Below are 12,537 nucleotides of genomic sequence, written 5' to 3' on the forward strand. Positions count from 1 at the left end.
ATTTCGCCAGTGGCTTATTCAGCGCTGTAACATCACTAGCCTACCACTGACCGCGCGGTGCTTGCCTGCTGACTTAGGCAGCGCACTGACGCGGTTTTCTTTTTTCTGTAGTCGTTTGTATGGTTTGATGTTTTGTTGCCATAGGGGCAACCGCACCCTGTAATGTGGCATGGCGTGTTATTTACATTCGGTACAGAGAAAGCATTCGGTTGACGGCGCTTTTCCCGTATAATTGCGCGCAGAGTCAGACAGGGCAGAACTTCCTGCTCTGTGCTACCCCACTTATACTTAACGGAGGATGCTATGTCAGACACAACCCCGGTGATCACAGTCGACGGGCCAAGCGGTGCAGGTAAAGGCACGCTGTGTAAGGCACTGGCTGAGCAACTGGGCTGGCATCTGCTCGATTCCGGCGCAATTTATCGCGTGTTGGCGATGGCCGCACTGCATCATCATGTGGATATCGAGTCTGAAGAGGCGCTAGTTCCATTGGCGGCGCACTTAGATGTGCAGTTCAAATCGGTTGATGGCCAGATCCGCGTGATCTTAGAAGGTGAGGATGTCTCGAACGATATCCGCACTGAAACTGTGGGTAATACCGCCTCCCGTGCCGCGGCCTTTCCACGTGTGCGCGAAGCGTTACTGCGCCGCCAGCGTGCGTTTCGCGCCGCGCCAGGCCTGATTGCCGATGGTCGTGACATGGGAACCGTGGTCTTCCCAGATGCGCCGGTGAAAATATTTCTTGACGCCAGTGCTGAAGAGCGTGCCAACCGCCGTATGTTGCAGTTGCAGGGCAAAGGGTTTGATGTTAACTTTGAACACCTTTTGGCCGAGATCCGCGAACGTGACTATCGCGATCGCAACCGCGCTGTCGCACCGCTGAAAGCGGCACCAGACGCACTGGTACTGGATTCGACTGAAATGCCAATTGAGCAAGTGATTGCCGCCGCGATGCACCATATCAAAGAAACCTTGCACTTTTAAGGCAGAATCTTTGGCATCGCGCCGCATTTTTTTGTTATTATTGGCTAGATACAGAAGCAAACTGCATGGATGCGGCGAGCTATTTTGAAGCAACCCCATTTAGCCGGATGCTAGATGGTAGTTATCTTTCATTAGTGAAGATTAATAAACATGACTGAATCTTTTGCTCAACTCTTTGAAGAGTCCCTGAAAGAACTGGAAACTCGTCCAGGTTCTATCGTTCGTGGTACTGTTATCGCTATTCAGAACGGCATCGTTCTGGTTGATGCTGGCCTGAAGTCAGAATCTGCTATTCCAGCAGAACAGTTCAAGAACGCCCAGGGTGAGCTGGAAATCAACGTCGGTGACGAAGTTGACGTAGCACTGGACGCAGTAGAAGACGGCTTCGGTGAAACTCAGCTGTCTCGTGAGAAAGCTAAGCGCCACGAAGCTTGGCTGATGCTGGAAAAAGCATACGAAGAAGCTGCTACCGTTATCGGTGTGATCAACGGCAAGGTGAAAGGTGGTTTCACTGTAGAACTGAACGGTATCCGTGCGTTCCTGCCAGGTTCTCTGGTAGACGTTCGTCCAGTTCGTGACACTACTCACCTGGAATACAAAGAGCTTGAGTTCAAAGTAATCAAGCTGGACCAGAAGCGTAACAACGTTGTTGTTTCTCGCCGTGCCGTTATCGAATCTGAAAACAGCCAAGAGCGCGATCAGCTGCTGGAAAACCTGCAAGAAGGCATGGAAGTTAAGGGTATCGTTAAGAACCTGACTGACTACGGTGCATTCGTTGATCTGGGCGGTGTTGACGGCCTGCTGCACATCACTGATATGGCGTGGAAGCGCGTTAAGCATCCAAGCGAAATCGTGAACGTTGGCGACGAAATCACTGTTAAAGTGCTGAAGTTCGACCGCGAGCGTACTCGTGTTTCTCTGGGCCTGAAGCAGCTGGGTGAAGATCCATGGGTAGCTATCGCTAAGCGTTACCCAGAAGGTACTCGCCTGACTGGTCGTGTGACCAACCTGACTGATTACGGCTGCTTCGTAGAAATCGAAGAAGGCGTTGAAGGTCTGGTACACGTATCCGAAATGGATTGGACCAACAAGAACATCCACCCATCTAAAGTTGTTAACGTGGGTGATGTTGTTGAAGTTATGGTTCTGGACATCGACGAAGAGCGTCGTCGTATCTCCCTGGGTCTGAAGCAGTGCAAATCTAACCCATGGCAGCTGTTCGCAGAAACCCACGCTAAGGGCGATCGCGTAGAAGGTAAGATCAAGTCAATCACTGACTTCGGTATCTTCATCGGTCTGGAAGGCGGCATCGACGGCCTGGTTCACCTGTCTGACATCTCCTGGAACGTAGCAGGCGAAGAAGCAGTTCGTGAATTCAAGAAAGGCGACGAAATCGCAGCAGTAGTTCTGCAAGTTGATGCAGAGCGCGAGCGTATCTCTCTGGGCGTTAAGCAACTGGAAGAAGATCCGTTCAACAACTTCATGTCTGTTTACAAGAAAGGTGCTATCGTTACTGGTAAAGTAACTGCAGTTGATGCAAAAGGCGCTACTGTTGAACTGACTGACGGCGTTGAAGGCTACCTGCGTGCTTCTGAAGCATCTCGTGACCGCGTAGAAGACGCTACTCTGGTTCTGAGCGTTGGCGACGAAGTTGAAGCGAAGTTCACCGGTGTTGACCGTAAGAACCGCGTTGTAAACCTGTCTGTTCGCGCTAAAGACCAGGCTGAAGAAAGCGAAGCAATGGCTACTCTGAACAAGCAAGATGATGCTGCGTTCGGTAACGCTATGGCTGAAGCATTCAAAGCAGCTAAAGGCGAATAATTAACCGTACTCAGGCGGTCAGCTGACCGCCTGATGGTAAAGCGAATAAGCCACCCTCGGAGGGCCTATGACGAAGTCTGAATTAATTGAAAGACTTACTACTCAGCAATCTCATCTTTCTGCCAAAGTGGTTGAGGATGCGATCAAAGAGATGTTGGATCATATGGGTGATACACTCGCTAACGGCGAACGTATCGAAATCCGTGGCTTTGGCAGTTTCTCGCTGCACTATCGCGCGCCGCGTGTCGGGCGTAACCCGAAAACCGGAGAGAAAGTTGAACTCGAAGGTAAACAGGTTCCGCACTTTAAACCCGGCAAAGAATTACGTGAGCGGGTTAATATTTACGCTCAGTAAGGCGCAATACGGATAAATAATAAACGGCATCCTTCGGGATGCCGTTTTCTTTTGTGCGAAAGGTGTATTTTTGAGATCATGCGCGATATCGCGCAGTGGCTGTGATACCCTATTTTTTGGCATAATTCACATGAATTTGTGACCGCACAGAGGATACTGATGTGAAATATCTCTTAGGTTTTTTAGCTGCGCTGGTTGTCTTCATCATAGGGGTCACACTGGGTGCCCAAAATGAAGAACTGGTGACTTTTAACTATTTATTGGCTGAAGGACAGTTCCGCCTTTCTTCCTTATTGGCTATGCTATTTGGCACCGGTTTTGTTCTGGGCTGGATCATTTGCGGCCTGTTTTATATCCGTGTACGTTTTAACCTCAGCCGTGCTCATCGTCAGATTAAACGTCAGCAACAACAGTTGGATCAGCAAGCTGCTTCCACCACTGTGGCGACGACCGAGCCAGAACATAAGGACAAGTAATGCTTGAGCTGTTGTTTCTGTTGCTGCCAATAGCCGCTGCCTATGGCTGGTATATGGGGCGCAGAAGTGCTCGGCAAGATGAACAACAGGAAGTTAACCGTCTTTCGCGCGAGTATGTTGCCGGCGTTAACTTCCTGCTTTCCAATCAGCAGGATAAAGCCGTTGATCTGTTTCTTGATATGCTCAAGGAAGACAGTGGTACGGTAGAAGCACACCTCACACTCGGTAATCTGTTTCGCTCGCGCGGTGAAGTTGACCGAGCTATTCGTATTCACCAAGCCTTGGTGGAAAATGCCACGTTGACTTTCGACCAACGTTTGCTGGCGATGCAGCAGTTGGGTAAGGACTATCTGGCGGCTGGCTTATATGACCGCGCCGAAGATATGTTCAGTCAATTGGTGGACGAACCGGATTTTCGTGAGTCAGCGCTGCAGCAGCTGCTGACTATCTATCAGGCTACCCGTGAATGGGCGAAAGCCATTACCGTAGCCGAAAAACTGATTAAGCTGGGTAAAACGCGCCTTAATACCGATATTGCCCATTTTTATTGTGAGCTGACGCTGCAGGCGATGGCCGACAATGATTGCGATAAAGCCTTTGCGCTGCTGAAAAAAGCCGGCCAAGCCGATCGTAATTGTGCCCGCGTCTCTTTGATGTTGGGGCGGTTGTGGATGTCGAGCGAGCAGTGGCAAAAAGCAGCCAATGAGCTGGAGCGCATTTTGGAGCAGGATATCGATTTTATCCCCGAAGCGCTGCCGATGCTGAAAGAGTGTTATCAGGCCATTGACCGACCAGATCTGCTGCAAAGTTTCTTAATGCGTTGTACCGATGCTAATGCCGGCGCGATGGCCGAGTTAATGTTGGCCGACATGCTAGAGCAAAAAGAAGGCCTTGAGGTTGCTCAAACCTATATCAACCGTGAGTTGATGCGCCATCCAACGATGCGTTTATTCCATCGTCTGATGCAGTATCACTTGGCTGAGGCTGAAGATGGCCGAGCTAAAGAGAGTTTGTCGTCGTTGCAGCGGATGGTGGCCGAACAAATTAGCACTAAACCGCGCTACCGTTGCCGTAAGTGTGGTTTTACCTCGCATGCACTGTATTGGCACTGTCCATCTTGTCGCAGTTGGGCGACCGTGAAACCAATCCGAGGGTTGGATGGTGAGTAAGTGCGTTCACGCTTATCGCATGTCCGGTCATATGTTGGCCGGTCGTTATTTTTATTTACAGCAGCCTGTATGGGCTGCTGTTTTTTTATCTGCGTCTACTGAGCACGGTATACGCAGGGCTTGCTAGTGTGATTGATGGGAAAAAGGATAAAACATGCTCTCCGATGTGACTGAAAAAAACATTATTGTTGCTCTGGATTATGCGGATCAAAATGCGGCGTTGGCATTTGTCGACCGTATCGATCCGAACGATTGCCGCCTGAAAGTCGGTAAAGAGATGTTTACCTTGTTTGGTCCGGACTTCGTGCGTGCGCTGCAGCAGCGTGGCTTTGATGTGTTCTTGGATCTGAAGTTTCATGACATCCCGAACACCTGTGCGCATGCCGTTGCCGCGGCAGCAGAGCTGGGTGTGTGGATGGTCAATGTGCACGCCAGTGGTGGCGAGCGCATGATGGTGGCGGCGCGTGAAGCGTTGCAGCCTTATGGCAAAGATGCGCCACTGCTGATTGCTGTCACGGTATTGACGAGCATGGAAGCCTCGGATCTGGCGGGTATTGGGATTTCAGTGTCGCCTGCAGAGCACGTGCAACGTTTAGCGCAATTGACGGCGCGCGCCGGTCTTGATGGTGTGGTGTGCTCGGCACATGAAGCCAGTCTGCTTAAAGCCACATGTGGCCAAGAGTTTAAACTGATCACCCCTGGGATCCGCCCGGAAGGCAGTGACGTGGGCGATCAGCGCCGGATCATGACTCCGAAACAGGCGGTGGCTGCTGGCGTAGATTATATGGTGATTGGTCGTCCGGTTACTCAATCTGCGGATCCGGCACAGACATTGCGGAATATCCGTCTGTCTCTGGCATAATAGCGCTTTGTTTTTGCTATCCGGACAGGAGCAACTGAAGTATGAATGATAATTCTCGTCTGGTGTATTCGACCGAAACGGGGCGAATTAAAGAAGAGGCTCCCGTGGTTAGCCGCCCGAAAGGGGATGGGGTGGTGCGTATTCAGCGCCAAACCAGCGGCCGTAAAGGTAAAGGCGTATGTGTGATCACGGGGGTTGATTTGCCGGATGCCGAGCTGTCTAAGCTGGTTGCTGAGTTAAAGAAAAAGTGTGGCTGTGGCGGTACGTTGAAAGACGGCATGATTGAAATCCAAGGCGATAAGCGGGATCTGATCAAACAGCTGCTGGAAGCCAAAGGCATGAAGGTGAAATTGGCCGGAGGCTGATGCTTAACCGCATGCCATTGTGATGCAGCGATAAGACGCGGAGACGCGATTTCAGTGTGTATTGCAGTAATAAGAGTAAAGTCCGCCAATCGGCGGACTTTGTTTTAGGTTTTTAGCGTATGTTGGCTGGTATTGTGCGCAGTGTGATTGCAGTACTCCGCAGTTCCCTATCTTATGATTTCTTTTTCGGCATCATGAGCAGCAAGGCATTATCTTTGATGATGTAATGATGATAGAGCGCAGCCGTAGCATGCAGCCCGATGAGCGCATAGCCAATATTGGCCAATGTTTCATGCCATTCCTTGAGAAATGATTTTGTGGCCGGATCTGGCGTGACCCACGGTGTAATCGGAAAGCCGAGGAAAGACCAGCTCTTATCCCCATAGGCCATTAGCAATACACCAAGAACCGGCAGGGCGATAAACCACAGGTAAAGGGCCAGATACATCAACTTCGCAGCCAGATGTTGCCAGCGTGGTGGTGTGGGGATGATAGCGGGATCGGGCAGTAAATGGCGCAATACGACGCGTACTAGCATCAGCGCCCAGACTAGCACGCCGCAGTTATAGTGGATTTCGCGCATCAGCAAATAGGCCGGTGAGTTTTTTACAAACACCCCACGAAACTCAATTGAGAGATAAGCAAGTAAGATCAGCAACAAGGTCAGCCAGTGCAGCGCAATTTGAGATTTACTAAAACGAGTCATAATGGCAGTTCGGTGTTATCCAAGATATTTTTGAGATTAACATATCGTAACCTAGCGGCTGATATGAATTAAGACTATGAATGCTGCTGTTTATACTCTGCGCATTTTCTGCTGCATGCATGGTGCGAAAAAAAGACCAGCCCAAAGGCTGGCGGAGTAAAGGAAGAGTAAATACAACAGAAATGTCGATAGCTCTAAGACTATAGCGGAAGAGCAGGGCGTTACTCACTAAGCAATGTAATGATTTACCCCGCTAGATTGTAAATAAATGTGATGCTCCGTGATGGTGAGATGAGCTGAAATTATCCCAACATCAGCTTATTTAGGCTGACTCAATAATAAATCAGCATAATAATAAATACGGCATGGAATTCGGCGCTGAGCAGTAATTGTTGGCTATGACGTTAAGTCTGTTGTTGTGGTCTTTAGTATGTTAGGTAAAGTGAGTTATTTGCTTTGGGCAATGACTGCGGTTTAATCATGGCATGCAGTCAGTGAAAGTATAAAATTCAACAAGGGTGTACATGAAGCGTATTGCATTGTTAATGGCGTTTTCTCAGGGATGTTGGGCTAGTCAGTGCATCTCTTATGCGAAACCAGAGTTTAGCGGTACTCTATATAGTCAAACATTTGCGCTGGAAGATGCTGAGTCGAGTGAGACGGCACTGCTGCTTAAATTACCGCAGGCGGTGTGTGTCTCTGGCGGGGATGAAGAGATGGAATACCAACCGGATGCTGACGGTATCCAACGTATTCAGTTGAGCTTGGCTGAATTTGCCGATAATGAAAAGCTAAGGCAGCAATCGATGGGTAAAGCACTGACCTGCGTGGGCGAACTTACCTCAGCTTACAATGGCCATCATCATGTAGAAATGGTGTTAGGGAACGCAACGTGCCGCTAGCATCCGTTTATAATCAAAATTTGATAATGGTAGTGTTCAGAGTAAATCAACGCCGCAAGGCTTATGTCGCTGAAATTATGGAGAGCGGTGAGCGTCATGAAAATACGGATGTATGCGCCAAGTGATGCGAAGAGTTTGTGGCAACTGAAGCATGACACTATTCATGCGGTAAATAGCGCCGACTATACACAAGCTCAACTGTGTGCGTGGGCTCCGGCCAGTTTGGATCGGGACGTTTGGCAAACACGTATTGATGCAATGCCCCCTTTTATCGTGGAGCTAGAGGGGAAAGCAGTCGGTTTTGCTGATCTACAGGACGATGGGTACATTGATCATTTCTTTTGCCATTCTCAGCACCAGCGACAAGGTGTTGGGCGGGCATTGATGGCACATATTCTGGCTATTGGCCATCAGCGAGGTATTACTCGCTTTTACTCGCATGTTAGCATTACGGCCAAGCCCTTTTTTGAGCGTTTTGGATTTCGCGTCGTCAAAGAGCAGCAGGTCGCCATTAACGGACAAGTGCTTACCAACTTTCTGATGGAAAAGCGCTCTGTTGAGTAATTGCGAGCTCAACGCCATGTCATTACGACTTGCCGAATATGGCAGCAATAGACGCTGCCATATTGAGCCTATTCATGTGCTGCCGTTTTCCAAATAGCAATGGATCCGTTGGAGGACTGTGTTGGAATATCAAAATGCATGAGGTCTTCACCAATTACAAATGGGCCTGAATAGCGCTGCTCAACAATATTGGCGATATCCTTTTCTGAGACATTGCCGTTGAGCCCAATATGACTAAAGACGGCCAATTTGGGTTTTGACTCCGCAAATACACGCGCAGCATCTTGTGGTGATGACAGATGGCCTGCAACCGCTTTATAGGCGGGATGCTCACGCAGTGCTTCTGCGGATGTGAGTGACACACAATGGACAAGCAGGTCAGCATGCTGCGCTTGTTTGACGACTTCATGGCTATACCGAGTATCGCCAGAAAGGACCACCGTATGGCCTTTATAGATGATCTTATAGCCAAAAGACGGCTTGATATTCACACCATGGTCATTATTAAACGCGATCACCTGAACGCCACCTTTATCGTATACCTTACCCGGTTGAATGGTTATGGCATCGATTTTCACTCCGTCTAAAGGTGTGCCTTCATCTTTATGACGAATACCGATGTCTGTGGCATAAGCCTGCTGTAGCCCGCTGGCGAGAGTCGCTATCCCCTTTGGACCATACAGCGCCATGGGTTGTGTCCGTCTACCATAAGGGGGCTGTAGCCAGCCGGTTAACCACAAGTCGGCAAGGCCAACGGTGTGATCAGAATGAAAATGAGTCAGAAAAAATGCATTCACCTGACCAAGTGGGATATGCATTTGCCACAGTCGTGTCGCCGCATCGCGTCCGAAATCGAAAACGAGCTTTTGCTGTCCGGCTTCAATCAGTGTGCTATATCCGCCTCGGTAAGCCTGTGGTTGCGGCGTTCCTGTACCGAGTAGGGTGACACGGAAAGTTGAGTCTGCCGATGGCTGTGGTTGCTCTGCCCAAGCTATCGTCGCTATACAGGATAAGGCGGTTCCGACGACGATTTTGCACCAATATTTCTTCATGACGTGTTCCTGCTATTTCTCTCTCCGCACTAGAAAGCTGAAGTGTCACTCAAAAATATTTTGTGATAAATGTGTCTTTGGTTTGTATATTCAAACCTTATGGTTTCGAATCGGATTGAGCGGAGAGATGGATAAATTACGGAGTATGGAAGTTTTTCTTTTGGCCATGGATGAAGGCTCTTATGCGGCAGCGGCAGACAGACTCGGTATGAGTGCGCAGATGGTTGGTCGCCATATTCGTATGCTAGAGTCGTGGATTGGGGCGCGTTTAGTGAGTAAGACGACGCGCCAGCAGAGTATGACCGAAGCGGGACTGATTTTTTATGAGCGATGCAAGGTGCTATTAGCGGAAGTGGAAGGCACTAAAAATCTGACTCAGGCATTGATGGCAACCCCGAGAGGAAAATTGCGCTTGGCCGCGCCGTTGAGTTTTGGTCAGCACCAGTTAATGCCTTTGCTTACCGCATTTTTAGAGCAATATCGCGATATCAGTGTAGAGCTATATTTGTCTAATCGTCAGATTGATGCGGTGGAAGAAGGTTTTGACGTTGTTATTCGTGTTCCCACTGAATCAGACTCGCACCTGATTTCTCTGCCTCTTGTGGAGCAGCAGTTTTGCTTGTGTGCTGCACCGTCTTATCTTGACCACTATGGCACGCCGCTTCATCCTGATGATCTTCAAGCCCATGCGTGTTTGCATGGCAATTGGTCTGGTATTGAGTGCTGGCATTTTCAAAAAGGGACTGCACAGTTTCAGCATTATCCGCGTAGCCGTCTGACGGTAAATAGCTGGCCTGCATTAAAAGAAGCTACACTACATGGGGCGGGGATCAGTTTGCAGCCACTATCATCGGTAAAGCAAGATTTGGCGAGAGGAACGCTGCGTTGTTTGCTGTCAGAGTTTGTTATTCCGTCGAAGACATTGTGCTTTCTATATCCTGTCGAGCGACGTGGTGTGCCTAAAGTTCGCGCACTTGGTGAATATCTACAAACGTGTTTTTTATAGACTAAAAGAGATCGTTGCCGGCTGGATGGTTAGGCTACAGAGCCCTCGCGCAGTATGAGCGAACTATCCTGCAGCCAAACGACTGCAGGATGAGAATGTGCTACCACTTAGGGGATGATTCCTCAAGTTAGGAGTTCACCGCCGTCGGCATGGATCATCAAGTATGGCCTTTTGCGTCATCCATCGTTAAGCGAGGAGAGATCATGGATGTTGCAGCGATAACGAGTAAAACTGACTTTTCACCTTCTTGTTGTGGTTGTTGTGGTGGCGATAATTCACTTTAGCCTAGCCAATAGGCTTTAGGCTTGACTTCGTTCTTTTAATTTATATTCGGATATAACTTTGTACGTGCATACCAATAACGCAATAGTAAGATATATGTAAGCCTCAGTTTTTCCTGATTTAACAGCCATGATATAGTGAATTGGTGTCAATATGGTGGCGATATAAATGAGTTTATGAAGATAGCCCCAGTACTTGCCAAGTATACGCTGCGCTTTTTTCGATGACGTTAACGCCATCAGTAATAGAATTAGCCAGCAGATACTACCGATGGCTAAGTATAGTCTAGCGGTTAACTCATTAAAAAACAGCGCAATGTCGAACCCAAGGTCAAAAGTAATATAGATAGATAGGTGGAGTGTCGCCCATGTAAAGCAATAGAGTCCTAGTGCTTTTAATTGAGTGAATAAATTAGGCCAATGGATTACTTTCGATATAATTGGAATAAGGATGATAATGAAAATGTAGTTAATGGCTACTTTCCCGGTGAAGTGCTCCAATTCTTTTATCGGATCGGAACCAAATCCACCAATAGTGAGTAAATAAAATAGATAGCAAAACACGAGCACCGATATGCCGTGCGTGATGATAGAGAGCGTTTTTTTCTGCAGTTTCATCAAAACAGTCTCATCAAAAATATTCCCGTAGATCCATGCCTTGATACAGATGAGCAACCTGCTCGGCATAGCCATTAAACAATAATGTCTTTTTTCGTTGGCTGCTGAATAGGCCACCTTTACCAATGAAGCGCTCACTGGCTTGGCTCCAGCGTGGATGGTCTACATTCGGATTTACATTGGCATAAAAGCCGTATTCATGTGGAGCTAATTTATTCCATGATGTGGTGGGTTGCTTATCAGTTAATGTGATTTTTACCACGGATTTGATGCTCTTAAACCCATACTTCCAGGGGACGATAAGGCGAATTGGTGCTCCATTTTGTGGTGATAGCGTTTTTCCATACAACCCGACAGACATAATGGTCAGCGGATGCAGGGCTTCGTCAAGACGTAATCCTTCGGTGTAGGGGTAGTCTATGCCGCCACCGAGGTAGCCATTACGTTGTCCAGGCATTTGTTCGGGTGCATAGAGCGTTTGAAATGCGACATACTTGGCGGTTGATTTTGGTTGTGCAAGTTTAAGCAGCTCAGATAACGGAAAACCGAGCCAAGGGATATTCATTGACCACGCCTCTACACAGCGTAGCCGGTAAATTCTTTCTTCAATATCGAATTTGCTCAAGATGTCTTCATGATAAAGCTTTATGGGGTTATCAACTAATCCATCGATTTGTAGCTCCCAGGGCGATGTTTTGAAGTTAGTCGCCAATTCCGCTGGATCTGTTTTGGATGTTCCAAATTCATAAAAGTTATTGTAAGTCAGAATCTTATCTTCTGGCGTGAGCATATCTTTTAATAATGTGTCTTTAGCACGAGTATATTCTAGTGGTAAGCGGTTATCTGAATTCGCTTTCTCCTTACCGGAAAGGAGATCTAAAACGCTGGCTTGTGCGTTTGTGGCTAGCGGAGCGGTGAGCGCGGTGATCCCAAGTTTAATTAGGATATCTCGGCGTTGCTTAAAAATGTGCTCAGGCGTGACATCGTTTTCTTTTACGCCCCAAAATTTACGTTTCGGCATCCTGACATTCCTTCATGTTTTGGTGATGGCTCAAAGTGATGTGCGTGTACGTTTCACGTCGCAGAATCGAGTGACATATCCAGTGCCACTGCAGCAAACCCGCCACTCTTCACGTCACGGCTTACACGGTAAGCGAGGTGTAAAACGCTGTATAGCCACGTTCGCAATAGTATGATCAGCTGATAGTGTTTTGTAAGTAATCTATCTCAGCTAAATTTTTGATGGTGCACTGTTCGTCTCAAAAATAATACCATGCGTATCAATGTTGAGTATGTTCGGCAATTTTAGATGCTAAACGTCACCACGGGAAAAGTATGGCGAAGTATCTGACTCATTGGTGTGAGCGCATGTGTTG

General features: G+C 48.2%; 14 protein-coding genes. 10 read left to right on the forward strand and 4 right to left on the reverse strand.

The features are described from left to right. Positions 1-303: 303 nt before the first annotated feature. The 7 genes from cmk (at position 304) to yciH (ending at position 6,032) form a co-directional block, all read left to right on the forward strand. Positions 304-984, forward strand: coding sequence for a (d)CMP kinase (cmk, locus tag L975_RS06830; RefSeq protein ID WP_039045667.1), 681 nt, complete (start codon positions 304-306; stop codon positions 982-984). A 150-nt stretch (positions 985-1,134) separates the two neighbouring features. Further along, complete coding sequence (gene rpsA / locus L975_RS06835) at positions 1,135-2,805, forward strand: 30S ribosomal protein S1 (protein WP_010864031.1); 1,671 nt, start codon at positions 1,135-1,137, stop codon at positions 2,803-2,805. Positions 2,806-2,872: 67 nt separating this feature from the next. After that, positions 2,873-3,160, forward strand: a complete 288-nt coding sequence (ihfB, locus tag L975_RS06840; protein WP_010864030.1) for an integration host factor subunit beta — start codon at positions 2,873-2,875, stop codon at positions 3,158-3,160. Between the two features lie 161 nt (positions 3,161-3,321). Then, positions 3,322-3,636 (forward strand): LapA family protein, encoded by a 315-nt coding sequence (locus L975_RS06845; protein ID WP_010864029.1) that lies wholly within the window; start codon positions 3,322-3,324, stop codon positions 3,634-3,636. Beyond that, a complete protein-coding gene (lapB, locus tag L975_RS06850) occupies positions 3,636-4,805 on the forward strand; it encodes a lipopolysaccharide assembly protein LapB (protein WP_039045668.1) in 1,170 nt (389 codons plus the stop codon). Before L975_RS06845 ends, lapB begins: the two co-directional genes overlap by 1 nt. A gap of 154 nt (positions 4,806-4,959) precedes the next feature. Next, a complete protein-coding gene (pyrF, locus tag L975_RS06855; protein WP_039045669.1) occupies positions 4,960-5,667 on the forward strand; it encodes an orotidine-5'-phosphate decarboxylase in 708 nt (235 codons plus the stop codon). A 41-nt stretch (positions 5,668-5,708) separates the two neighbouring features. Continuing rightward, the gene (gene yciH / locus L975_RS06860) at positions 5,709-6,032 is read left to right on the forward strand and encodes a stress response translation initiation inhibitor YciH (protein WP_047707858.1); all 324 of its coding nucleotides are present in this window, start codon (positions 5,709-5,711) and stop codon (positions 6,030-6,032) included. Positions 6,033-6,204: 172 nt separating this feature from the next. Here the strand turns inward: yciH and L975_RS06865 are convergent, their stop codons facing one another. Beyond that, complete coding sequence (locus L975_RS06865; protein WP_047707860.1) at positions 6,205-6,738, reverse strand: cytochrome b; 534 nt, start codon at positions 6,736-6,738, stop codon at positions 6,205-6,207. A gap of 524 nt (positions 6,739-7,262) precedes the next feature. Between L975_RS06865 and L975_RS06870 the strand changes: the two genes are divergently transcribed. Both L975_RS06870 and L975_RS06875 read left to right on the forward strand, forming a co-directional pair. Next, complete coding sequence (locus L975_RS06870) at positions 7,263-7,640, forward strand: hypothetical protein (protein WP_047707862.1); 378 nt, start codon at positions 7,263-7,265, stop codon at positions 7,638-7,640. A 63-nt stretch (positions 7,641-7,703) separates the two neighbouring features. Next, positions 7,704-8,204 (forward strand): GNAT family N-acetyltransferase, encoded by a 501-nt coding sequence (locus L975_RS06875; RefSeq protein WP_047707864.1) that lies wholly within the window; start codon positions 7,704-7,706, stop codon positions 8,202-8,204. Positions 8,205-8,272: 68 nt separating this feature from the next. Here the strand turns inward: L975_RS06875 and L975_RS06880 are convergent, their stop codons facing one another. Continuing rightward, the gene (locus L975_RS06880) at positions 8,273-9,256 is read right to left on the reverse strand and encodes an MBL fold metallo-hydrolase (protein WP_047707866.1); all 984 of its coding nucleotides are present in this window, start codon (positions 9,254-9,256) and stop codon (positions 8,273-8,275) included. Positions 9,257-9,338: 82 nt separating this feature from the next. Here L975_RS06880 and L975_RS06885 point away from each other — a divergent pair, with 82 nt between their 5' ends. Continuing rightward, positions 9,339-10,262 carry a LysR family transcriptional regulator gene (locus tag L975_RS06885; RefSeq protein ID WP_218185571.1) on the forward strand — a complete coding sequence of 308 codons (924 nt, stop codon included), beginning with the start codon at positions 9,339-9,341 and terminating at the stop codon, positions 10,260-10,262. 299 nt (positions 10,263-10,561) lie between these two features. Here L975_RS06885 and L975_RS06890 read toward each other — a convergent pair whose 3' ends face one another. Continuing rightward, positions 10,562-11,161: a sulfite oxidase heme-binding subunit YedZ gene (locus L975_RS06890; protein WP_047707870.1), complete on the reverse strand. Its 600-nt coding sequence runs from the start codon at positions 11,159-11,161 to the stop codon at positions 10,562-10,564. 13 nt (positions 11,162-11,174) lie between these two features. Further along, positions 11,175-12,182, reverse strand: coding sequence for a protein-methionine-sulfoxide reductase catalytic subunit MsrP (msrP, locus tag L975_RS06895; protein ID WP_039045676.1), 1,008 nt, complete (start codon positions 12,180-12,182; stop codon positions 11,175-11,177). Positions 12,183-12,537: the final 355 nt, after the last annotated feature.

This window comes from Plesiomonas sp. ZOR0011, from assembly GCF_000800945.1.
In the GTDB taxonomy this organism is placed as follows: domain Bacteria; phylum Pseudomonadota; class Gammaproteobacteria; order Enterobacterales; family CAMTGL01; genus Plesiomonas; species Plesiomonas shigelloides.

Coding starts and splice junctions, on each gene's coding strand:
- cmk (WP_039045667.1), top strand. CDS start 304: ATGTCAGACACAACCCCGGTGATCACAGTCGACGGGCCAAGCGGTGCA.
- L975_RS06880 (WP_047707866.1), bottom strand. CDS start 9,256: ATGAAGAAATATTGGTGCAAAATCGTCGTCGGAACCGCCTTATCCTGT.
- msrP (WP_039045676.1), bottom strand. CDS start 12,182: ATGCCGAAACGTAAATTTTGGGGCGTAAAAGAAAACGATGTCACGCCT.
- L975_RS06890 (WP_047707870.1), bottom strand. CDS start 11,161: ATGAAACTGCAGAAAAAAACGCTCTCTATCATCACGCACGGCATATCG.
- rpsA (WP_010864031.1), top strand. CDS start 1,135: ATGACTGAATCTTTTGCTCAACTCTTTGAAGAGTCCCTGAAAGAACTG.
- pyrF (WP_039045669.1), top strand. CDS start 4,960: ATGCTCTCCGATGTGACTGAAAAAAACATTATTGTTGCTCTGGATTAT.
- yciH (WP_047707858.1), top strand. CDS start 5,709: ATGAATGATAATTCTCGTCTGGTGTATTCGACCGAAACGGGGCGAATT.
- lapB (WP_039045668.1), top strand. CDS start 3,636: ATGCTTGAGCTGTTGTTTCTGTTGCTGCCAATAGCCGCTGCCTATGGC.
- ihfB (WP_010864030.1), top strand. CDS start 2,873: ATGACGAAGTCTGAATTAATTGAAAGACTTACTACTCAGCAATCTCAT.
- L975_RS06865 (WP_047707860.1), bottom strand. CDS start 6,738: ATGACTCGTTTTAGTAAATCTCAAATTGCGCTGCACTGGCTGACCTTG.
- L975_RS06870 (WP_047707862.1), top strand. CDS start 7,263: ATGAAGCGTATTGCATTGTTAATGGCGTTTTCTCAGGGATGTTGGGCT.
- L975_RS06875 (WP_047707864.1), top strand. CDS start 7,704: ATGTCGCTGAAATTATGGAGAGCGGTGAGCGTCATGAAAATACGGATG.